This window comes from Undibacterium sp. GW821-FHT11B02 (genome assembly GCF_058808955.1).
In genome coordinates this window covers 574513-594484 of sequence record NZ_JBXASD010000001.1, presented here as the reverse complement: position 1 = coordinate 594484, position 19972 = coordinate 574513, and the positions used below count along the sequence as shown (strand labels likewise).

The following is a 19972-nucleotide window of genomic DNA, read 5'->3' as shown; positions in this document are numbered from 1 at the left end:
AGCTCAAGATTAAAGTTAGAGACTGCTGAAGAAAGACGCGAGCTTGGTAACCGCTTGATCCACATATTCAGGCACGTCGTACAGAGCAATGTGAGTGGCACCGTCAATTACGAACAACTCTTTTGGCCCGTTGGATAGCGCGTAGGCCTGATCGCTGAAAATCTTCGTGTCGGCAATGCTGCCTGCGATGAGGAGCAAAGGCTGAGTCAGCAGATCGGGGATCAGTGGGAAGACCGAAAAAGCCAGCATCTTGTCCATGCTGGTCAGCGGGAACAAGCCCGGCGCGTTCATGTGCTGGCCACGCGATGTGTGATAGTAGTCGTAGCCTTCGCGCATCATGGTTGGCGTGTTCTCGTTGATGTCTTCGAGGCGTTCTGGAACTGTCGGGAGAAAAACGGTGCTTTCTCCACGCGCTTCGGCCGTGCGCTGACTGGCTGCCGCTTCCAGCGTCTTGATCAGCTCGGCTGTTGGAATTGGCTGACCGAACATAGTCCTGGCTGCCTCACCCATTGGCGTCGCACTGACCCCGGCCACGGCCTTGAAGCGGCGCTCGGTCTGCGCTACGGAAAGTGCATATCCACCGCCGGCACAGATACCGAAAACACCCATGCGGGTGTCATCCACATACGGCAGCGTCGTGAGAAAGTCTGCTGCACAGCGCGCGTCTTCCACCCTGATCGTGGGGTCTTCAAGCAGGCGCGGCTCGCCGCCGCTTTCCCCCTGATGGGACGAGTCATACACCACGACCACGAAGCCGTAGGCCGTCAGTCTTTTGGCATAGACGCCGATGGTCTGTTCCTTCACGCCTCCCATGGGATGAATCCCAACGAGAGCGGGATATTTTTTGTCTTCGCGGAAATCGTCCGGAAGATGCAGATGCGCCGAAATCTGTATGGCTTTGTTCGTGAATGAAACGGTCTTGACCATGGCGATTTTCCCTTAATTGCAAGATGGTGTCGGATGCCAGGGCAATGAAGTTCTGCCAGGCATCGCTCGGACATATCTGATATATCAGGCGTTACCGGACGCGAAAAGTGTTTCCCAGTTCAGGAAAGGACCAAGCGGGATGACGTCCCAGTCGAGAAGTCCGGCCTTTGCCAGCGGAAATTCACGCAGGGCTGTCCTGGCGGCTTCTACCGACTCGGCCTCGGCGATGATGGCGACGCCAGGGCGGTCCTGACGGAAATAGATGTCGCGCACGGTACCGCTTTTATAGAGCTGCCAGGCGTGACGGGCTTCGTCCAGCATATGCGGTTGGTATTGCTCCATGGTGGCACCGGGCTGAGGGATGTCGAGGCAAAGAAATTTCATGGTGAGGCTCCTTGTTAAAAAAATAGATCAGATAGATGGATTGAATCAAACAGCTCGAAGTCGGCGCACGGTCTCTGCTACCCTTTGGCCCAGATAGGCGGCAGTATCGAGGTCGCTCTTGATGGGGGCGTCATCCGGCCCCTGGTCACCGTTGGACTGCGCCATCGCGCCCAACCAGCTCCCAAGGCGATTAAGGTCGTGCACACTGCCGTGGCTGTTGTCGTTACCCGGCTTCAGGTCAAGCCCAACCCACAACATGCCGTGTTGGGCGGCAAACAATGCCATCGAGATCAATGAATGCAACTTGTCGCCGTTTTGCGCACCCGAGTTGGTAAAGCCAGCGGCCACTTTGTCGCGCCATTTCATCCCGGCCCAGGCGGGTTTGGTCGAGTCTTCACAAAACTGCTTGAAGCGCGCGCTGGGAGAACCGTTGTATGTAGGTGAACCAAAGATGATGGCGTCACTCACTTCGAGTACGTCCCAAGGAATAGTGCTTTCGGACACGGCGATCAGCCGTGCCTCGGCACCCGTTACCCGGTGCACACCTTCTGCCACGCTTAGTGCCTGTTTGGCGGTGTGGCCCCAGGTGCTGTCATAGATGATGGATATCAGCATTTATTTTCCATTTCAAAATTCCGGTGTTTTCCGGCATTGCGGCGTAACCGTGCGAAGGACAGACAAATCTGGACTAAAGACAAACATTCCTGTGTTTTGTCGCCTGCGATTCCCGCTACAAAGCAAGTTGGTATGTTAAAGTAGAAAAATATGATCTAATGTAGAAAGATATTCCCATGGAACGAGATTCAAATTCACCAATGATCCAGATAAGCCCTGCCCCTGAACGGCAAGAACGGCTGGATGGCATCACCGTATTTGTGGAAGTCGTGCGCCTGGGGAGCTTCGCGAGTGCTGCCGAGCACCTGAGCCTTACGCGCTCGGCTGTGGGCAAGGCGATGGCACGGCTGGAGGCACGTTTGGCCACGCGACTGTTTCATCGCACCACACGCGTCCAAAGCCTGACTGATGATGGCCTTATTTATTACGAGCACTGCCAGCGGGCGCTGGCCGAATTGCAGGCAGCGGACGCACAGATGGAATCTGGCCGGCACAAAGTGGCCGGGCGGCTGCGGGTTTCCATGCCAGTGCTGTTTGGTCGCCACTGCGTCGCCCCCATCTTGCTGGATCTGGCGCGGCAACATCCCTCGCTGGAACTGAATTTAAGTTTCAGCGACCACCCTGTGGACGTGCTGGCCGAAGGCTTTGATCTCGCCATTCGCAGCGGCGTACTGGGGGCCGAGAGTGAAGGCCTGCGCGCGCGCAAGCTGGTAGTGCAGCGTAAGCGCGTATGCGCTTCACCAGACTACCTGACAACATATGGACAACCGCAGAACAGCGCCGAACTGGCGACGCACAGCATCCTGCTGTACCGGCGCGGCGACCGTATCAACGTCTGGCAGTTACCCGATGCCACCGGTCGTATCGTGGACATGCAACTGAGCTCACGCCTGCAGCTTGACGACCTGGAAGCCATTGCAGACGCGGCCACTGCTGGTCTGGGCCTTGCGTGGCTGCCTGAATGGCTGGTAAGAGAACGCCTGCGCACGGGGAAATTGATCAGCATACTGGATGACCACCCTGGCGCGACCAGGCAATGTCATGCGGTCTGGCCCAGCGCACCGCACATGCCCTTGCGCCTGCGGCTGGCGGTAGATGCGCTGGTAGAGCAACTGCCGAAGGTGGTGGAAGGGATCCCCGATTAATTGCCGCTTACAAAAATTTATGCTATAACGTTTCCGTCGAAAGAGCGCAGACCAGATGGTAGCCCGGTCACCACCCCAAATAGGGTGGCAGCTTTCCCTCATAGGGTATCCGCGACACCTGCACCGGCAGCTTGCCGGTCGTTAGGTGTGCCCGCGTGAACCCGAAGTCTTCGTCGGCACACCTTCTTATTCTCAACCAAGAAGGATAGTCGATATGAACTTGACATCAAACACCATACTTATTACCGGCGGGGCCGCTGGCATTGGCTTTGAACTGGCACGGCAACTTTCCGCGCGCGGCAATCGCGTCATCATTTGCGGCCGCAACGAAGAGGCACTGCTGAAAGCACAAACGCAAGTGCCGGCCCTGATCACCCGCGTTTGCAACATCACTGATCACACCAGCCGCCAGGCCATGGTGAGCTGGTTGAACACCGCCTATCCCGAACTCAATATGGTGATCAACAACGCGGGTGTGCAATACCGACGGATGCTCAAAGAAGCTGATGCACTGAAAAATCTCGAACAGGAGGTGGCAACTAATTTCACCGCACCGGTCCAGCTCATTGGCGAGTTGTTGCCTTTGCTAATGCACCAGCAAAAGGCGGCGATCATCAATGTCAGCTCAGCGCTTGCATTCGCGCCGATGGCGGATATTCCTGTTTACTGTGCGACCAAGGCCGCCATTCATTCCTTTACGCTTACCCTGCGTCATCAGCTCAAGGCGACAGGGGTCAGGGTGGTAGAAATGGCCCCGCCTATCGTTGACACCGGCCTGGGCGGAGGAGACCGAAGTGGAGGAACAACGGGGCAACGCATGATGTCCCCTGAAGACTTCGCTACCGAAGCACTTGCACAGTTGGAAAATGATCAGGATGAAGTGCTGGTCGGCCTGGCTGCTGGTGCACGAAAAATGGGTGAAGCCTTGTTCGATCGAATGAACGGCGCTTGATTGCGCTTACTCAGACAGAGGCATACAGGTTCGCATCGTTCCCGGATGTGTAGCCTCTGTTGAAGAATTCAATGCTCGTGCTGTGGAACAACTTGACATTGAGTAGTCGCCGTTGCCACGGGCCATTTAGAAACCGGAATCTGACATGATCATGCAGTTGCCCAAGCGAACGACCCAAAGCAAAAACAATGGTGCCAGAATCTGTCACTATGGTGATTTAGACTGTGTTTCCTTATACAACAGAAGGAAACCATCATGAGCAAAATGAAGGACACGTCTATGGAAACCGCCGGCACATCGCCTGTCGGGCAAACCACAGGTATCGATTTATTATGAAACGCATACAATATAACCAGTACGGCGGCCCAGAGCTGATGCGGCTTGACGACTTCGAATTGAGCACGCCTGGCAAAGGCCAGGTGGCGGTGAAGGTCAGGTTTGCGGCGATCAACCCTATCGACTGGAAACTGCGCAACGGTCAGATGAAAATCGTTACGGGCAATAAATTCCCACGTGCTATGGGCATGGATTTTTCCGGCACAGTCATCTCCGTTGGGCCAGGCGTGACCCGCTTCAAAGTTGGTGATGCCGTGTTCGGTCTCGCTCCCTTCAAGGAAACCGGCGCGCTGGGGCAGGCTGTGGTCACCAACGAAACGTCGCTGGCCAAAAAACCTGATAAGGTTTCTTTCGAGGATGCTGCCTGTCTTGGAACGCCAGGCGTCACAGCCTGGAATGGACTGGTAGACAAAGCGAAGCTGAAGGCTGGCATGCGTGTCTTTGTCAATGGCTGCGGCGGCGCGGTGGGCGAAGCCACAGTACAAATTGCGCGGATGCTGGGGGCGACGGTCTCGGGCAGCTGCAGTGCAGAAGCAATGGAACGGGCACGCTCACTCGGCGTCCAAACCATCTTCGACTATCGGACAACCGATCTGTCGATGATCAGTGACCGTTACGATGTGGTCTACGACACGGCTGCCACAATGACGACCACGGCGGGTCTGGGCTTGCTACGCAAGGAAGGTGTGTTCCTGGACCTTAACCCTAGCCCTGGCAAGTTCATTCGCGCTATCTTCAACCGACGTCTGAAGCCGATAGTCTGCACGCCAAAGCCTGACATTCTGGACAGGCTTGCCGTCGCTGCCCGGGAAGGAGAATTTCGACTTCAGGTTGCCGAGATCGTACCCCTGAACGAAGCAATTCAACTGCTTACTACTCTGGAGGCGGGTCGGAAGCTAGGTGGAAAAGGCCTCGTTGCAATGGATTGAACATGTCACGAAGCAACCGCTTATTCGAACTCATGCAGATCCTTCGCCGACACCGTGGAACAGTGTCCGGCAAGGACCTCGCACGCGAAGCTGGTGTGTCACTGCGCACCATCCGTCGTGACATCGCCACGCTACAAACCATGGGAGCAGATATCGATGGCGAGGCTGGTGTCGGTTACATTTTGCGACCGGGATTTCTTTTGCCGCCGCTATCGTTTTCAGAAGAAGAGATTCAAGCACTGGTAGCTGGAGCCCAGTGGGTCAGCCACCAGACTGACGATGCTCTGGCACGCGCTGTTCAGAATGCACTCGCAAAAATCGACGGCGTGCTTGCTCCCGAGATGAGACGAGCTTTGGACGATAATACGCTCTATATCAGTCGTAAAAGGGAAGACATTTCCGGCCTTGATTTGGCGCGGGTCCGGCAAGCAATACGCGAGCAGCGCAAAATGCACATCACATACAGGGATCAAAACGGGGCAACGTCGGAGCGGACCATTTGGCCAATCATGCTCGGTTTCTTCGAATCGCAACGGTTCATTGCAGCATGGTGCGAATTGCGTGACGACTTTGGCCGTTTTCGTGCCGATCACATTGTGAAGGTCGATTTCCTGGACGAACACTACCTGGGCACCCGCCAGCGATTAGTCAGGGAATGGCACGCCCAGGAAGATCTCCCATGCAAGCGACAAGATGGCAGCTAAACAAAGATGGTACGTTGTTACGTGTATAAAATTTTCGCATCAGGCCACCATCCAAATTTTGGACAGCTACATTTTGTGCGCTCTCCAACCAATCAGGCTGCGTCTATCTTGCCCATTTCCTGCAAGACTTCATGGGCCGAGCGAAATGCATCAATCGCCAGCGGCATGCCGCAATACACGCTGGCGTGCAGCAAAACTTCCTGGATTTCCTGCATGCTGGCACCGTTGTTGACTGCGCCGCGCACATGACCACGGATTTCATGTGATCTGCCCATGGCGGTCAGCATGGACAGAGTAATCAAGCTGCGGGTTTTCAAATCCAGCCCTGGACGGCACCAGGTGGTACCCCAGGCATTGCGCGTCACAAATTCCTGCAAGGGGGCGGTAAAGGCATCTGTATTGCTGAACGCTTTTTCAACAAAAGCCTCTCCCATGACTTGTTTGCGTATTTTCAATCCATCTTCAAATTGCTGGTCCATATACCTGCTCCCTGTGTATGTGAAAAAGCATGCTAGCCAGATAACAGTCCGGGGTCAATGCATGGCTGATACAAACGAACAGGCATTCAAGCAGATCATGGTGACGTGAATCCATGGACGATGTTGTTTTTTGTACGACATCAACTTTGTTTTTAAAATATCTTACAAGCAACAAGTCTGCAAACAGACTACTATAGACAATCCATCAGGTTACATTCAATTACAGAAATAACCGGTTTATTTACTATGGTTAGCGTTGATTTGAAGGACGAAGCGCTTATGATGAATATGAATTGCCCTGCAATACAGGGTAAAACTCAAGAGTGATGTAGAACTCCATCAGGTTGTTATCAAGGTTTTATTAGGACTGATTTCATGATTTCTGCAAGTATGGTACGACACTACCGCAAAGCATCGACGCCAGCGCGGCTTGCAATGTCTTCCACTATCGTGGTGGCTATCGCCCTTGGTTGCTGGCACCAGGCCGCACATGCATTGGATGCAGGCAAACCCGCACCGGAATTCTCGGTACAGGGTGGTGGCAGCAGCCATATCCAGCTCGCTGATTACAAGGGCAAGCTGGTGTATCTGGATTTTTGGGCGTCCTGGTGTGGCCCCTGCAAGCAATCATTCCCATGGATGAATGCGCTGCAATCAAAATATGGCGCACAAGGACTGCAAGTGCTTGCCATCAATCTGGACAGCAAGGCTGAAGATGCTGCCATGTTTCTCAAATCGGTACCAGCGAGTTTCCAGATTGCTTATGACCCCAAGGGGGTCATGCCACGTCAATATGACATCAAGGGTATGCCCAGCAGTGTATTGATAGACAAGGATGGGAAAATCCTGTCACTGCATGCAGGCTTCAATGAAGGCAGCAAGGCAAAAATTGAGCAAGCCATCGTGGCGGCGCTGGGAGGAAAATAATGAAGCATCTCAATCTACGAGCATCTGCCCGCCTGCTGAGCCTGATACTGCTGACGTCAGCCTGTTCGGCATGTAGCGTAGTGAACGTGATACAGCCGGTGCAAGCCTGGGAAAAAGGCAAGCTGGCGAAAAAAGAAATGACCTTTGATGGCGATCCGCTGGAAAACAAATATAGAGAACATATCTACTCCAGCAAAGAATCCGCTTTTGGTGGCACCGGTGTGGGTGGTGGTGGCTGTGGCTGCAACTGAAATTGTAACTGACGTTGTAACTGAATGAGGACCGCAGAATGAAACCAGCCAGCACCCGTCCGGCACGCAATAACGATCACCTTGGCTCAGCCCTGCTGGCCGCCGCCCTGGCCTTGCCAGTCGCTGGCGTGGCCCATGCCGAATCGGCCCCGGACAAGGGGTCGATCAGCCTGAAAGTGCTTGATTACCAGGATAGCCAGCCCGGCGAAGACCGCGTCAAGGTCAAGGCCAATGCATTAACAGTCATGACACCGATAGGTGACGAATGGTCAGTGGGTGGTACGTTTATTACCGACAGCATATCTGGTGCGTCGCCAGCCTTTCATAGCTATGCCTTGACCAAGCTCAGGGATTTCCGTCGTGCCATGGATGTTGAAGTGACACGTTATTTACCGCATAACACGCTGACCCTGGGTGCCAGTTACTCTACCGAATCCGACTATATCTCGCGCGGCCTGTCATTACAGGGCAGTCAGTTCAGTGAAGACAAAAACACCACCTGGACCGCAGGCATGGGCTTCGCCAATGACACCGTGAGTGCATCCACCGGCAGGGTAAAAGGTGAAAACAAACAGGTAGTTGATGCCTTGCTGGGCGTGACTCAGGTGCTGACGATGAATGATATCGTGCAACTGAATGTTGGCCTGTCACACGGACACGGTTACCTGTCTGACCCATACAAAGTGAATGAAAGGCGCCCCGATGAACGCAACAGTTATACCCTACTGGCACGCTGGAACCATCATTACGATGCCACAGGTGGTAGCAGCCGCATGAGCTACCGGTATTTTTCTGATTCCTGGAAGATTCATGCCCATACCTTCAGCGCGGAATATACGCAACCGTTTGCAGAAGGTTGGAGCATTACGCCCCTGCTGCGGCTGTACACGCAAAGTGCTGCAAGTTTTTATGTGGATGCCGATCCTTCCATTTATCCGTTTGCCCCCAATCCGCCAACAGGTGCCTTGAACTATTCTGAAGATCAGCGGGTATCTGCCTATGGCGCGCACACCATAGGCGTCAAACTGGAAAAGCAGATAGGGGCAGACTGGCAGGCTGATATCAAGCTGGAAGAATATGAACAAAGGGCATCGTGGAGGCTGTTTGGCAGTGGCAGCCCGGGTTTGCTGCCTTTCCGTGCACGTAGCATACAATTGGGTATCTCGCGTCAGTTTTGAGGATGGCAATGTCGATATTGAATTCATGCGTTTTCATTGCCGGGTAAGTAAAGATTTGAGCAGACATGCAGATTTTCCGAGTCCCTTTTCAAGCCATGGCCTGTGCCTGTGAAGTCGTTATCGCAGCAGAGGAAGAACAGGCCATGTTTGCCATCGCCCAAGAGGCGATTGCTGAAGTCAAAAGGATAGAGAGCACCTATTCACGTTACCGGGCTGACAGCATCGTATCAAGGATCAATGAGCAAGCTGGTGGAGAAGCGGTCGTTTGTGATGAAGAAACCAGTTCCTTGTTAGACTATGCGCAGGCCCTGCATGCAGCCAGTGATGGCCTGTTTGATATTACTGCCGGCATCTTGCGGCGGGCATGGGATTTCAAACGCGCGCAAGTGCCAGCACCAGCAGACCTGGCAGCACTGTGCGCCTTGATAGGTTGGGATAAAGTGGAACGCGAGTCAGGCAGCATACGTCTGCCGCAAGCAGGCATGGAAATTGATTTCGGTGGCTTTGGCAAGGAATATGCCGCCGACCGTGCTGCCGCGCTATTACAGGAACGCGGTGCCACGCATGGCTATGTGAACCTGGGTGGGGATATCCGCGTGCTTGGCCCCAAACCAGACGGACAAGCCTGGATCATGGGCATACAGGACCCCAGGCAGCAGGAAAAAATCGTCGCCAGTATCCCGGTACCCGAAGGGGCACTGGCCACCAGTGGCGATTATGAAAGATATATAGAAGTAGCGGGTCAGCGGTACTGCCATATCCTTAACCCGCATACCGGCATGCCGGTGCAGTACTGGCGCAGTATCAGTGTACGCGCACCACTGGCTTCACTGGCGGGCAGTTGCACCACCATCGCCATGCTGAAAGAGGAACAGGGCCTGGCTTACCTGAAGGCAGCGGGTGTGGCTTACCTGGCAATAGACCAGCAGGGTGAAATGCATATGCATGCACCGCCGCGGGTCGTGGACGCTATCCACAAGACAATGAATTAAGTGATTTATCTGGAGAACACATCATGGCAACTATATCCGGCACCGACGGCAATGATACCTGGACCGTCGTCAACCCTTCGACCTTCACACTGGACGGGAAAGGCGGCACAGATACGCTGAACCTGGGTACCTCACTGCGTTCAGACTACCTCATTACCAAAGACGCAGATGGTTCCATCCATGTTGATAGTGTTTCCAGCGCCAGTGGTGCCTTGCATGCCACTCTGTTGAATATGGAAAAACTGGTATTCAACAATGGCAGGGATACATTGGATCTGCTGAGTTATTTTGGCGACACGACACCGCCAACGGTCGTCAGCTTCAGCCCGGCAACACTGGCCACCAGCGTAGCCACCGGCAGTGACATCGTACTGACATTCAGCGAAGCTGTGGCCGCCGGTACCGGCATCATCAATTTGCAGAGCGCCGATGGCACCACCGTTGCCAGCTATGACATCAGCAAAAGCAGCAATGTCACCATATCCGGCAGTACGGTCACCATCAACCCGACTAATGACCTGAGCAACGGCACCACATATAAACTGTCAATACCGTCAGGAGCCATCAAGGACATCGCCGGGAACAGTTTCGCCGGTACCAGCAGTTATTCCTTCACCACGGTTGCCAAAACAGGTGGCATCACCGGTACGACAGGCAATGACAATCTGGTTGGCACCGGCGGCAATGATGTATTTACAGGCCTGGCCGGGAATGACACCATCAATGGCGGTGCGGGCCTGGATACCGCGGTATATGCCGGTAAACGCGCTGACTTTACGGTTACCGCCTCAGGCTCTAATTTTACTGTGCAGGATAAGACTGGCGCAGAAGGTACGGACACGGTCATTCAAGTTGAACGTCTGCAGTTTTCCGACATGTCGGTGGCACTGGATGTCAACGGTACTGCAGGCATTGCCTATCGTATTTACCAGGCGGCGTTTAACCGTACGCCGGATTTGGCTGGCCTAGGTTACTGGATAGGACAGATGGACAAAGGCCAGACCCTGGGTGATGTCGCCAGGAGCTTCGTCGCTTCAGCTGAATTTCACACTCTGTATGGTGCCAGCCCGACCGATCAGCAAGTGATTACCGCCTACTATCAAAACGTCTTGCACCGGGCACCAGACCAGGCCGGCATGGATTACTGGCTGGGGCAACTGTCAAGTGGCAAAGATACCCAGGCAACCGCGCTGGCCGGCTTCAGTGAAAGCACAGAAAACCAGGCGCAGGTGATTGCCAAAATCCAGAATGGCATAGACTTCATACCGTTTGGTTAAATTCAGCAAGCACATGCTGATGATATGTCAGCATGTGCACAAGTCGGAATTTATCAACACGTATTTTCAACGCTTGTTTTTAACGCTTGTTTTCAACGTTTGTACACTGCCTTCATATCCTCAGCAAAATATGCCAGCAGATTATTACGCTTTAGCTTCAGAGTTGGTGTAATCAAAGTGTTTTCCACAGTCCATGCTTCCAGCGTCAAAATCGCGGCGCGTGGCTGCGCATAGTAAGGGAAATTGCTGGTCAGCCCATGTATGCGTTTCACCACGGCGGCCACCGCCTCCGCTGATTTCAAACTGGCCTTGTCATCTGGATTGAGACCCAGCGAACCTGCCAGTTCCAGCCAGTAAGCCCGGCTCAACACTACCGCACAGGCGATGAAGGGTGAGTTTTCACCAAAGGCATACACCTGTTCAAATGCGGTGTCATTGGAGATGGCCAGTTCCAGGTCGACAGGGGCAATTTTTTCACCGGTCGAAGTGACAATAATTTCCTTCACCCTCCCTAAAATACGCACACGCCCCCCCACAATTGAAGCCTGATCACCAGTACGCAACCAGCCATCGATAAAAGTCTTGGCGGTATCTTCATCACGCTTCCAGTAACCGCGCATGACATTCGGACCGCGCACCTGTAATTCTGAATTTTCACCGATACGAACCTCAACCCCATCCACTGCCCTGCCTACGGTGGCCGGGTCATTATCATCGGGTGCATTGAAGGAAACCACGGGTGCCGTTTCCGTCATGCCATAACCCTGGACGATAGGAATACCCAGGCCAAGGAAACATTGGGAAATAGCCTGCGACAAGGCAGCACCACCACTGACGGCCACCCGCAGGCGGCCACCAAACTGGTTTTTCAATTTAGCCGCAATCAGCGGTTCCAACACCAGCCAGCGCAAGCTATCCATGAATGCTGTCAGGCCATCCCCTTTCAGCAAACCCTGGCTGCGGCTGAACCGACGCCAGCCTGTAGCAATGGCGAGATTGAACAAGCTCGCCTGGAATGCCGATGCAGACAGTTTGGTCTGTATCACGCTGTACACACGTTCATAAATACGCGGTACGGAAATCAGAATGGTTGGCCGCACTTCCAGCAAATCTTGTGGCAATTGCTTCACCGAGCGCGAAAACGCCACGCAGGCACCGGCAGCAATCGGCAGGTAATAACCGGCGGTTCGCTCAAATGTATGTGACAGCGGCAGGAAGGACAGGAATACATCCGTGATCACCGGCGACACGCGCGACACTACGGCCTTCACATTCGACATCACATTGGTATGCGTGAGCATGACACCCTTGGGCTTACCAGTAGTGCCCGAGGTATACACCAATGCTGCCAAATCGTCTGCCTGTGGCCCTTTTACATGCGCCTGCAAATGGGCGGCGCTGGACAGCCAGTCTTCAATTTGCACTACCGGACAACTGGCTGGCAATGCTGCCGCATCCAGTGTTTTTTGCAGGACAACGACCTGGCGTAAGGCTGGCAAATTGAGGCCGACATCAGCAATTTCTTTCCATTGCTGATCGGTCGCTGCAATTAAAAACGAGGCATCGCTGTCGCACAGGATGTAGGCAATACTGGCAGGATTATCCAGCGCATGCATAGGTACTGGTACAAAACCGCAAGCCTGGGTAGCCTGGTCCATGCACACGGCGTGCAAGCCGTTTGGCAGCAGGATGGCGATACGTGAACCATGTTCCAGCGCCAGCGGTGAAAGGGCTTTGACAAAGCCTGTGACCCGCTCTTGCGTCTGTTGCCATGAATAAGATATCCACAGCCCAGCCACCTCATCAAATTGACGATATGCTTCTGCATCAGGCGTTTGTGCTACCCGCCAGGCAAATAATTCTGCCAGGGTCTGGACTGTGGATAAGTCAGGAGATGTTGCTGTATGCGCAGATGTAGACATGAAATGCCGGGAAAAAAAGGATCAATAGCCAGTCGCCAAACTTCACACCCTTGTCTTGCAGGAAGAGAAGTCGCGGGATTTTCATACTTACCAGAAAATACAGGCTGAAAGTATCATTATGCAACAAATTAGAGCTGGCTCTATTGCGTGAAGACAAACTGCCAGCATCAGGCTCTGGCTATGAATTTCAGGAATGCAGCAATGCCTGTCAACGCAGACCAGAATAAAACCCGTATAGCCTGTTCACGTGCCAGGCCGAATACTGGCTTGCGCGCAGCATTGGCATGACTTTCCATTTCATGTACATCAGCAAAAGCAGAACATCCACACGCACGACATTGCCGTAGCTGTTTGCTGTTTTCTGCCATACAGGCATGGCAAACCCAGTCGTAGGTGATGGCTTGGTGTTTGCTGGTCATTACGGTATTTTTATAAGCAGTGTCTTTCATACTACCACTGGCCCGTAGGGTGCACCATGTGCACCGTTTGTTTTAAATGTGCACAGGCCTGCTGAATAGATTAATCATCTATCGCTATAAATCCCAGCATCGCGACTGTCGCATCATCCGCCTTCTTCACTGACGTTCCCCCTGATTTTCCCGCTTCATATTCACGCAATTCCTGCATCATGGCTTGCAGCCCGCGTGTTGCACAGGCTTGCATCAAGCCCGTTGTGTCATACAGGTGGTAGTTATCAACAAGCCGATAAAAACCATCTGTCATGATCAGCACACGGTCTGATTGAGCAAGCTTGATGCTGTGTTCACGTGCAGCGAAAGGGCCCTGTGGATAAAGGCAGAGTATGGACGGCTTTGGGTTCATGTTTTGCGACACACGGCGCTCTCTCAACATGGGCAAGAGCCTGGTCCAGCGTGCCTGTTCATTCAGACCTTCTTGCTGCAATGCTGCAATCGCGGATTTGAGTATGCCTTCCTGCGGATTGTCGTAGGGATCAAGATCGCTGACCTTGGCACTGGCATCCAGCAAAAAAGTTTTGCAATCCCCCAGAGCATAAATGCTGGCCTCTTCACCATTGGCATCAAGCCGCAACCAGGTCAGCGCCGCTATGGGCCAGGCGTAGCTGGGCATGGCAGCAGCTTGCAAGAGGGCACCGTGCTGTTCACGCAAGGCTTGCAAAGCGAACTGCATGCTGCCGGCCTGGCTGAGTGCCGGTGTGGCAACTTGTTTCAATGTTGCGGCAAATTGTCGGACAAACCAGGCTGGGTCGCCGAGACCGGTATCCAAATAATACTTATCCGACACCGAGCTGGCACCGTCAAACACCAGCAGGTCCAGCGTGCCATCCTGGTGGTTGAAGCTGGTCACCAGGTCTTCGTTTTTGTTCGTGCCGGCAGCAGTGGAGAGGGTGTCGATGAGCATAGGTGCCGGTTTTTTAATGATGGTGTGTGAAGAGTGATTGCAGAATACAGCATTGGCAAATTGCAGGAAAATTTCCTTTTTCATAGGACTTACGCAAAATTGTCCCAGCAGGGCGACAGCGACGAAGGCAGTACTTTAGTACGACAAGGAGCTGCAACGCAGCTGGGCTGTTTTGCGTAAGTCCTATTTCAGAAACCGGTGCGCGAAGCACACTCTACGAGTCGGCGTGTATCCCGAATGCCCATTATAATCAAACCCTTGTTCGCCCGATTTCTCAACTCAGGAGTCTCGCCATGTTTGGCACACAAGATCTCGCCCAATTCATTATCGCCGGAATATTACTGAATATCGCCCCCGGTCCTGATTCCTTATTGATCATGACGCGTAGCGCGACACAGGGATGGCGTGCCGGGTCGGCGGCAGCGCTGGGGGTAGGTACTGGCACGCTGGTGCATATCATGGCGGCGGCACTGGGTTTGTCGGCCTTGCTGGCGACATCTGCCACGGCGTTTACCATCGTCAAGCTGGCGGGTGCGGCTTATTTGTTATATGTGGGTGTGTCGTTATTACTGAGCAAGGCGAAGGGTAACACCAGCAAAGAACCAAGCCCTGCCTTGCCTGCGCTTAGCCATGGGAAAATTTTTGCTCAGGGATTTTTGACGAATGTATTGAACCCCAAGGTCGCAATATTTTTTCTGGCCTTTGTGCCGCAGTTCATTGCGGCTGACGCCAGCAATAAACCGCTGGCCCTGATCGTCCTTGGTTGCATCTTCAATTTCAACGGTATGCTGTGGTGCAATTTTCTGGCGGTGTCGACTGCATTTGCCAGACAGCGGGTACGCATCAACCAGGCGGTCACGCTATGGCTGAATCGCTTTATCGGCGCAATGTTTATTTCTTTTGGAATCAAGCTGGCGCTGGCCAACAGGCATTAAGAAGAGGACTTGCGCGAAACCGCTCCAGTTGCCTTGTAGTTCCAGTAATCTTGCAAGGCCCGGCAAATTATCCACAGCCGACAAAAAGCAAGGCACTGGCTTGAAGCCAGTGCCAGGTCCCTGTGCCATCTATAAGCGATTACTCGCTTTTATTTGATCGGCAAACAGCTGGTATTTTTGACTTCTTCCATCACTGCATAGGTATGCGTTTCACGCACGCCATTCAATTGCAGCAGCGATTTGCCAAGGAAATCACGGTAGGCATTCATGTCCTTGACGCGCGCCTTGACGAGGTAATCAAAACCACCGGCGACCATATGGCATTCAAGCACTTCAGGAATGGCTTGTACGCCACGCCGGAAGGCATCAAAGACATCAGGCGTGGTGCGGTCAAGCACAACCTCAATGAACACCAGCAAGGCCACATCCAGTAGATGGGGATTAAGCTGGGCTGTATATCCTAGTATGTAGCCGGACTCTTGCAACTTACGCACGCGCTCCAGGCAGGCAGCAGGGGACAGGTTGACCCTTGTTGCCAATTCTACATTACTGATACGGCCGTCGTTTTGCAATTCGGCCAGAATTCTTTTACTGATTTTGTCGAGCATAAGAAGTCAGAAATCGTCAATGTGGTGGTTAATAATATTCGGCATAATTTTCTCACAAAATAGAAAATTTCGATATATGTTCTGATTTCCAGAATTAATCCTCGAAGAGCATCTATACAATGAAATCTAATTTTGTTTTGATAATTTCTTCAGGATTGCAACTATCGTGCCAACTAACAACCTTCCTTTTTCTGCCTTGCAGGCTGAACTCCTTAGCTCTGCTACGCCTTTGAGAACTGCCGTTACACAAGCATACCGCCGATCTGAGACAGAAGCAGTGCAATGGTTGCTGGGACAGGTCAATCCCCATGTAGATCAGCAAAAGAGTGTTGCAGAACTGGCACACCGCCTGGTCAGCAATGTGCGCCAACAACGTACCCGTGCTTCCGGCGTCGATGCCTTGATGCATGAATTTTCTTTGTCTTCCGAAGAGGGTGTGGCATTGATGTGCCTGGCCGAGGCCCTGTTGCGCATCCCTGATCACCAGACAGCTGACCGCCTGATTGCCGACAAGATCAGCAAGGGTGACTGGCGCAAGCACCTCGGTGAATCACCATCGCTGTTCGTCAATGCCGCCACCTGGGGCTTGCTGGTGACTGGCAAACTGGTCGGCACAAATAGCGAGCAAGGCCTGGGATCGGCCCTGACACGCCTGATCGCCAAGGGTGGCGAACCCTTGATACGCAAGGGTGTGGACTTGGCCATGCGCATGCTGGGCAACCAGTTTGTCACTGGCCAGACTATAGAAGAAGCCCTGAAAAACAGCCAGGACAATGAGAAACGCGGCTATCGCTATTCTTATGACATGCTGGGTGAAGCCGCGTTGACAGCCAAGGATGCGGGCTTTTATTACCAGGCTTATGAGACTGCCATTCACGCCATAGGCAAGGCTTCTAATGGACGTGGCATAAAAAATGGCCCTGGTATTTCAGTCAAATTATCAGCCCTGCACCCGCGTTATTCACGCGCCCAGCGTGAACGCACGATGACTGAATTGTTGCCGCTCTTGAAAAAATTGCTGTTGCTAGCCAAGCAATACAACATCGGCCTGAATATTGATGCCGAAGAAACCGACAGGCTGGAATTGTCACTGGACCTGATGGAAGCACTGGCTTTTGATGCCGATCTCAAAGGCTTTGAAGGCATAGGTTTCGTCGTGCAGGCTTATCAAAAACGTTGCCCGTTTGTGATCGATTACCTGGTGGACCTGGCTCGCCGCAGTGGCAGCAAGTTCATGGTCAGGCTGGTCAAGGGCGCGTATTGGGATGCTGAAATCAAGCGTTCACAAGTCGATGGGATGAGCGATTTCCCTGTGTATACCCGCAAGGTGTACACCGATTTGTCTTATCTGACCTGTGCACAAAAACTGCTCGCAGCTACCGATGTGATTTATCCACAGTTTGCTACCCACAATGCACTGAGCTTATCTACCATCTATACCTGGGCACAAAAAGCCGGGATCACGGACTATGAATTCCAGTGTCTGCATGGCATGGGTGAGACTTTGTATGATCAGGTGGTAGGCAAAGACAAGCTGGACAAACCTTGCCGCATTTATGCACCAGTTGGGTCACATCAGACTTTGCTGGCTTATTTGGTGCGTCGCCTGCTGGAAAACGGTGCGAATTCATCTTTCGTCAATCAGATCGTGGATGAAAATGTTTCCATAGAATCCATGCTGGCTGATCCCATCGCCGTATCGCGTGAACTGAGCGGTTTGCCACACCCCGGCATTGCCTTGCCCAAGGATCTGTTTGGCAAGGAAAGGAAAAATTCCATTGGTCTGGATTTTTCCAATGAACTGGAACTGCAACGTATTGCTGCTCACTTTGCTGAAAGTGGCCAACAGACATTGACTGCCGGCCCCATCCTGCATGGCCAGGTATCTGCCAGCCAGACCCGGCCTGTGAATAACCCGGCGAACCTGCTCGATATCGTCGGCCATGTGATCGAAGCTGATGCCCAGGATGTAGAAACTGCCCTCCATGCAGCAGAACAATATGCGATGGACTGGCAAACCACAGCGCCGGTAGAACGTGCTGCCGCCCTGAAAAGAGCAGCGAATCTGCTGGAAACGCAAACCCTGGATTTTATGGCCCTGGCCATACGCGAAGCTGGCAAATCCTTGCCGAATGCCCTGGCAGAAGTACGTGAAGCGGTGGATTTCTTGCGTTATTACGCGGCCCAGGTAGAAAGCCTGCCCAATACCCAGGCACTGGGGCCGGTGGTCTGTATCAGCCCCTGGAATTTCCCGCTGGCCATCTTCATAGGTGAAGTCAGTGCAGCACTGGCAGCAGGTAATGTGGTGCTGGCCAAACCGGCAGAACAGACACCGCTGATCGCTTATCGCGCCATACAACTGATGCATGAAGCTGGTGTACCACGTGGCGCTGTGCAATTCTTGCCCGGCACGGGTGAAGTGGTTGGTGCTCAACTGGTGGCTGACCGCCGCGTCAAGGGCGTGATTTTCACCGGCTCTACCGAAGTGGCACAGATCATCAACCGCACCCTGGCAAAACGTGCAGTGGCAGAAGGCATAGACATCCCCCTGATCGCCGAAACTGGTGGCCAGAATGCCATGATCGTTGACAGTAGTGCCTTGCCCGAACAGGTGGTCAACGATGTACTGTCATCTGCCTTTGACAGTGCCGGCCAGCGTTGCTCGGCGCTGCGCATACTGTGCCTGCAGGAAGATATCGCCGACAAGACCATAGAAATGCTGCATGGTGCCATGCAGGAATTACGCATAGGCCAGCCAGATCAACTGGCGATTGATATCGGCCCGGTCATTGATGCCGAAGCGCAAAACAATCTGCTCAGCCACATCAATGCCATGCGCGGCAAGGCCAAATCTTTCTATACTTTGGATCTGGCCAGCAGCTGCCGTAATGGCACGTTCGTGGCACCAACAGTATTGGAAATCGCCAATCTGGCTGACCTGAAAAAAGAAGTATTTGGCCCGGTACTGCATGTCTTGCGGTATCGGCGTGATGACTTGCCGCAATTGATAGACCAGATCAACGGCACCGGTTTTGGCCTGACCCTGGGTATACATTCGCGCATCGATGAAACCATCAACTTCATCACTGATCGCGCCCATGTCGGCAATATCTATGTGAACCGGAATATCGTCGGTGCCGTGGTGGGTGTTCAGCCCTTTGGTGGTGAAGGCAAATCCGGCACCGGCCCCAAAGCTGGCGGCCCGCTGTACCTGAAACGGCTGCAACGCACACCTGTGGTTGGCCTGGGCGGCCATACCGTGTATGAACGCCAGTCACCACCGGCACTGGAAGCCTTGCTGGTATGGGCCAAAACCCATGGCCACCAACGGATAGCCGAGCTGGGTGAACATTATGCCCACACCAGTCCTTACAAACTGACCCAGGTCTTGCCCGGTCCTACAGGTGAACGTAATACTTTATCTTTCGCCCCACGTGGCCGTATTTTCTGCGCTGCCAACAGCATCAATTGCCTGATCAACCAACTGGCCGCCACACTGGCCACAGGCAATACCCCGGTCTTGCCTGCACAAACCCTGGCCATGCTGCCCGGCGGCCTGCCAGTGGATGTCAGCAAGCTCATCGTCGCTGCCGAAGCTGACCAGTGCGGTGCCCAGCTAGCCCTGGTGGAAGGTGCTTTGCTGGCCCACTACAAACTGCTGTTTGCCGCCCAGGATGAAGCTATCGTCTCTGTCCTTGAAACCCAGGACCATGTGGAAATACCTTTATGGCGTCTGGTCGCTGAACGGGCGCTGTGCGTGAATACCACGGCAGCGGGTGGGAATGCGAGTTTGATGACTTTGGAGGGGTGAGTTTATTCGGATCTTGAAAGCTGAGTAAGCAAAGCCCCGTGAAAATTCACGGGGCTTTTCTTTGGGGGAATAATTGTTTCCCGAAGATCTTCTCGTACTTCTAATCGAAATTTTCAAATAGAGATATTTGTAAAAATACAACTTGTTTGTTGTCTGAATTTTAATTTGTTAGGTAAGTTATTTAGATTGTAATAAAAATAATTATTCCTCCAATATAATC

The 19972-nt window shown here is 53.2% G+C and carries 19 protein-coding genes; 11 read left to right on the top strand and 8 right to left on the bottom strand.

Annotated features, from left to right (window positions below):
- Positions 1-15: 15 nt before the first annotated feature.
- The 3 genes from AC1RVX_RS02570 to AC1RVX_RS02560 form a co-directional block, all read right to left on the bottom strand.
- A complete protein-coding gene (locus AC1RVX_RS02570) occupies positions 16-927 on the bottom strand; it encodes an alpha/beta hydrolase (RefSeq protein WP_493215000.1) in 912 nt (303 codons plus the stop codon).
- Positions 928-1011: 84 nt separating this feature from the next.
- A complete protein-coding gene (locus AC1RVX_RS02565; protein ID WP_493214999.1) occupies positions 1012-1311 on the bottom strand; it encodes a YciI family protein in 300 nt (99 codons plus the stop codon).
- Positions 1312-1356: 45 nt separating this feature from the next.
- Positions 1357-1926 (bottom strand): flavodoxin family protein, encoded by a 570-nt coding sequence (locus AC1RVX_RS02560; protein ID WP_493214998.1) that lies wholly within the window; start codon positions 1924-1926, stop codon positions 1357-1359.
- 176 nt (positions 1927-2102) lie between these two features.
- On the opposite strand from AC1RVX_RS02560, the gene AC1RVX_RS02555 reads away from it, so the two are divergent.
- The 4 genes from AC1RVX_RS02555 (at position 2103) to AC1RVX_RS02540 (ending at position 5992) form a co-directional block, all read left to right on the top strand.
- Positions 2103-3071 carry a LysR family transcriptional regulator gene (locus tag AC1RVX_RS02555; RefSeq protein WP_493214997.1) on the top strand — a complete coding sequence of 323 codons (969 nt, stop codon included), beginning with the start codon at positions 2103-2105 and terminating at the stop codon, positions 3069-3071.
- 214 nt (positions 3072-3285) lie between these two features.
- Complete coding sequence (locus AC1RVX_RS02550) at positions 3286-4023, top strand: SDR family oxidoreductase (RefSeq protein ID WP_493214996.1); 738 nt, start codon at positions 3286-3288, stop codon at positions 4021-4023.
- Positions 4024-4355: 332 nt separating this feature from the next.
- Positions 4356-5288: an NAD(P)-dependent alcohol dehydrogenase gene (locus AC1RVX_RS02545; protein WP_493214995.1), complete on the top strand. Its 933-nt coding sequence runs from the start codon at positions 4356-4358 to the stop codon at positions 5286-5288.
- 2 nt (positions 5289-5290) lie between these two features.
- Positions 5291-5992 (top strand): helix-turn-helix transcriptional regulator, encoded by a 702-nt coding sequence (locus AC1RVX_RS02540; RefSeq protein ID WP_493214994.1) that lies wholly within the window; start codon positions 5291-5293, stop codon positions 5990-5992.
- 92 nt (positions 5993-6084) lie between these two features.
- On the opposite strand, the gene AC1RVX_RS02535 is transcribed toward AC1RVX_RS02540, so the two are convergent.
- A complete protein-coding gene (locus tag AC1RVX_RS02535; protein ID WP_493214993.1) occupies positions 6085-6471 on the bottom strand; it encodes a carboxymuconolactone decarboxylase family protein in 387 nt (128 codons plus the stop codon).
- A 375-nt stretch (positions 6472-6846) separates the two neighbouring features.
- Between AC1RVX_RS02535 and AC1RVX_RS02530 the strand changes: the two genes are divergently transcribed.
- From AC1RVX_RS02530 to AC1RVX_RS02510, 5 genes are all read left to right on the top strand, one after another.
- Complete coding sequence (locus AC1RVX_RS02530) at positions 6847-7398, top strand: TlpA family protein disulfide reductase (RefSeq protein ID WP_493214992.1); 552 nt, start codon at positions 6847-6849, stop codon at positions 7396-7398.
- Entirely contained in the window at positions 7398-7649 is a 252-nt protein-coding gene (locus tag AC1RVX_RS02525) for a DUF4266 domain-containing protein (protein ID WP_493214991.1), read from the top strand. Before AC1RVX_RS02530 ends, AC1RVX_RS02525 begins: the two co-directional genes overlap by 1 nt.
- Before the next feature lie 38 nt (positions 7650-7687).
- The gene (locus AC1RVX_RS02520) at positions 7688-8827 is read left to right on the top strand and encodes a DUF3570 domain-containing protein (RefSeq protein WP_493214990.1); all 1140 of its coding nucleotides are present in this window, start codon (positions 7688-7690) and stop codon (positions 8825-8827) included.
- A 65-nt stretch (positions 8828-8892) separates the two neighbouring features.
- The gene (locus AC1RVX_RS02515; protein ID WP_493214989.1) at positions 8893-9819 is read left to right on the top strand and encodes an FAD:protein FMN transferase; all 927 of its coding nucleotides are present in this window, start codon (positions 8893-8895) and stop codon (positions 9817-9819) included.
- A 23-nt stretch (positions 9820-9842) separates the two neighbouring features.
- Positions 9843-11096, top strand: a complete 1254-nt coding sequence (locus AC1RVX_RS02510; protein WP_493214988.1) for a DUF4214 domain-containing protein — start codon at positions 9843-9845, stop codon at positions 11094-11096.
- Between the two features lie 92 nt (positions 11097-11188).
- Here AC1RVX_RS02510 and AC1RVX_RS02505 read toward each other — a convergent pair whose 3' ends face one another.
- From AC1RVX_RS02505 to AC1RVX_RS02495, 3 genes are all read right to left on the bottom strand, one after another.
- Positions 11189-13018, bottom strand: a complete 1830-nt coding sequence (locus AC1RVX_RS02505; protein ID WP_493214987.1) for an AMP-dependent synthetase/ligase — start codon at positions 13016-13018, stop codon at positions 11189-11191.
- 167 nt (positions 13019-13185) lie between these two features.
- Complete coding sequence (locus tag AC1RVX_RS02500; RefSeq protein ID WP_493214986.1) at positions 13186-13437, bottom strand: hypothetical protein; 252 nt, start codon at positions 13435-13437, stop codon at positions 13186-13188.
- 100 nt (positions 13438-13537) lie between these two features.
- Positions 13538-14482: a hypothetical protein gene (locus AC1RVX_RS02495; protein ID WP_493214985.1), complete on the bottom strand. Its 945-nt coding sequence runs from the start codon at positions 14480-14482 to the stop codon at positions 13538-13540.
- A gap of 209 nt (positions 14483-14691) precedes the next feature.
- On the opposite strand from AC1RVX_RS02495, the gene AC1RVX_RS02490 reads away from it, so the two are divergent.
- On the top strand, positions 14692-15333 hold the full coding sequence (locus tag AC1RVX_RS02490) for a LysE family translocator (RefSeq protein ID WP_493214984.1): 642 nt from the start codon (positions 14692-14694) through the stop codon (positions 15331-15333).
- A 149-nt stretch (positions 15334-15482) separates the two neighbouring features.
- Here the strand turns inward: AC1RVX_RS02490 and AC1RVX_RS02485 are convergent, their stop codons facing one another.
- A complete protein-coding gene (locus AC1RVX_RS02485) occupies positions 15483-15941 on the bottom strand; it encodes an Lrp/AsnC ligand binding domain-containing protein (protein ID WP_110254407.1) in 459 nt (152 codons plus the stop codon).
- 166 nt (positions 15942-16107) lie between these two features.
- Between AC1RVX_RS02485 and putA the strand changes: the two genes are divergently transcribed.
- Positions 16108-19752: a trifunctional transcriptional regulator/proline dehydrogenase/L-glutamate gamma-semialdehyde dehydrogenase gene (putA, locus tag AC1RVX_RS02480; protein ID WP_493214983.1), complete on the top strand. Its 3645-nt coding sequence runs from the start codon at positions 16108-16110 to the stop codon at positions 19750-19752.
- Positions 19753-19972: the final 220 nt, after the last annotated feature.

Excerpts from the sequence above, each read along its gene's own strand:
- AC1RVX_RS02530 (WP_493214992.1), top strand. The coding sequence starts at position 6,847 with ATGATTTCTGCAAGTATGGTACGACACTACCGCAAAGCATCGACGCCA.
- AC1RVX_RS02520 (WP_493214990.1), top strand. The coding sequence starts at position 7,688 with ATGAAACCAGCCAGCACCCGTCCGGCACGCAATAACGATCACCTTGGC.
- AC1RVX_RS02525 (WP_493214991.1), top strand. The coding sequence starts at position 7,398 with ATGAAGCATCTCAATCTACGAGCATCTGCCCGCCTGCTGAGCCTGATA.
- AC1RVX_RS02500 (WP_493214986.1), bottom strand. The coding sequence starts at position 13,437 with ATGACCAGCAAACACCAAGCCATCACCTACGACTGGGTTTGCCATGCC.
- AC1RVX_RS02515 (WP_493214989.1), top strand. The coding sequence starts at position 8,893 with ATGCAGATTTTCCGAGTCCCTTTTCAAGCCATGGCCTGTGCCTGTGAA.
- AC1RVX_RS02485 (WP_110254407.1), bottom strand. The coding sequence starts at position 15,941 with ATGCTCGACAAAATCAGTAAAAGAATTCTGGCCGAATTGCAAAACGAC.
- AC1RVX_RS02565 (WP_493214999.1), bottom strand. The coding sequence starts at position 1,311 with ATGAAATTTCTTTGCCTCGACATCCCTCAGCCCGGTGCCACCATGGAG.
- AC1RVX_RS02545 (WP_493214995.1), top strand. The coding sequence starts at position 4,356 with ATGAAACGCATACAATATAACCAGTACGGCGGCCCAGAGCTGATGCGG.
- AC1RVX_RS02535 (WP_493214993.1), bottom strand. The coding sequence starts at position 6,471 with ATGGACCAGCAATTTGAAGATGGATTGAAAATACGCAAACAAGTCATG.
- AC1RVX_RS02510 (WP_493214988.1), top strand. The coding sequence starts at position 9,843 with ATGGCAACTATATCCGGCACCGACGGCAATGATACCTGGACCGTCGTC.
- AC1RVX_RS02555 (WP_493214997.1), top strand. The coding sequence starts at position 2,103 with ATGGAACGAGATTCAAATTCACCAATGATCCAGATAAGCCCTGCCCCT.
- AC1RVX_RS02540 (WP_493214994.1), top strand. The coding sequence starts at position 5,291 with ATGTCACGAAGCAACCGCTTATTCGAACTCATGCAGATCCTTCGCCGA.
- AC1RVX_RS02550 (WP_493214996.1), top strand. The coding sequence starts at position 3,286 with ATGAACTTGACATCAAACACCATACTTATTACCGGCGGGGCCGCTGGC.
- AC1RVX_RS02570 (WP_493215000.1), bottom strand. The coding sequence starts at position 927 with ATGGTCAAGACCGTTTCATTCACGAACAAAGCCATACAGATTTCGGCG.
- AC1RVX_RS02495 (WP_493214985.1), bottom strand. The coding sequence starts at position 14,482 with ATGAAAAAGGAAATTTTCCTGCAATTTGCCAATGCTGTATTCTGCAAT.
- AC1RVX_RS02560 (WP_493214998.1), bottom strand. The coding sequence starts at position 1,926 with ATGCTGATATCCATCATCTATGACAGCACCTGGGGCCACACCGCCAAA.
- AC1RVX_RS02490 (WP_493214984.1), top strand. The coding sequence starts at position 14,692 with ATGTTTGGCACACAAGATCTCGCCCAATTCATTATCGCCGGAATATTA.
- AC1RVX_RS02505 (WP_493214987.1), bottom strand. The coding sequence starts at position 13,018 with ATGTCTACATCTGCGCATACAGCAACATCTCCTGACTTATCCACAGTC.